Source organism: Gilliamella sp. B14384G12 (assembly GCF_016101825.1).
Taxonomy (GTDB): domain Bacteria; phylum Pseudomonadota; class Gammaproteobacteria; order Enterobacterales; family Orbaceae; genus Gilliamella; species Gilliamella apicola_N.
Map to the genome: position 1 here is coordinate 1 of NZ_JACFPU010000030.1, position 804 is coordinate 804.

At 28.0% G+C, this 804-nt stretch carries 1 protein-coding gene; it reads right to left on the reverse strand.

Going from position 1 to position 804, the window contains the following annotated elements; all coding sequences use genetic code 11:
- Positions 1-262, reverse strand: a 262-nt coding sequence (locus tag H3S73_RS13510; RefSeq protein ID WP_198248918.1) for a hypothetical protein, incomplete at its 3' end; no start/stop codon positions are given.
- Positions 263-804 lie beyond the last annotated feature (542 nt).

The window sequence follows — 804 nt, forward strand, 5'->3', positions numbered from 1 at the left end:
TCGTGCGAACAGGCATACCTAATAAATCATATTCATACCAATTACCTACAGAAATACCTGTCGCATTATAATGCCCTTGGCAACCTTGTTCTTTAATTTGACCATTTGGATAATAATCAATGCGTAAAGAGTAACAAAAAGGATCACTATGATTAGCGGCTGACCGTGCTGCACGAATATCAATGTGTTCCTTTTGATTATTGGCAAAAACATTATTAACCAAGAATAGTGGAATGAGTGATAAAAAAATTATTCTTTTCATTATGTAATATCCTTATAATCTTACTTATAAAATATTTTAATATTTTGGGATATAACTATCATCTGGTAGTGTTAAATTACTAGTTTTAAATAGCTAATTTTATTTGATACCCGTTCATGTCCATTTTTTTAGCATATGAATTTCCGAAAAAAATCATCAAAAAGGTAGTTAATATTAATTTAAAATACTTTATACAAATAATTTTCAATTTCTACCATTCAAACAATTCCATATAAAATTATTTTTATCGACGGAACAAAGTTTATTAACTGATTCAAGTTTGGAATATTTTCATTACTCCACTGCTATGTAGTTCGTTCATATCTTTCTTTTATCTCTTAAGTATTTACTTAGCTAATGATCTGGACAATCATAATTTTAATGGAGTTCTTAATAACTTAATTATCTTAAACAAGTTAAATATTTTGTTTAAGGCTCATCTCCAACCCCTACCACTGCTTTTTCACAATCCAGTCTTTCTTTTTTGGTACATTGTCTTAAATAATAATTATCACCATCAGGAATAGCTTCACAATACTTAT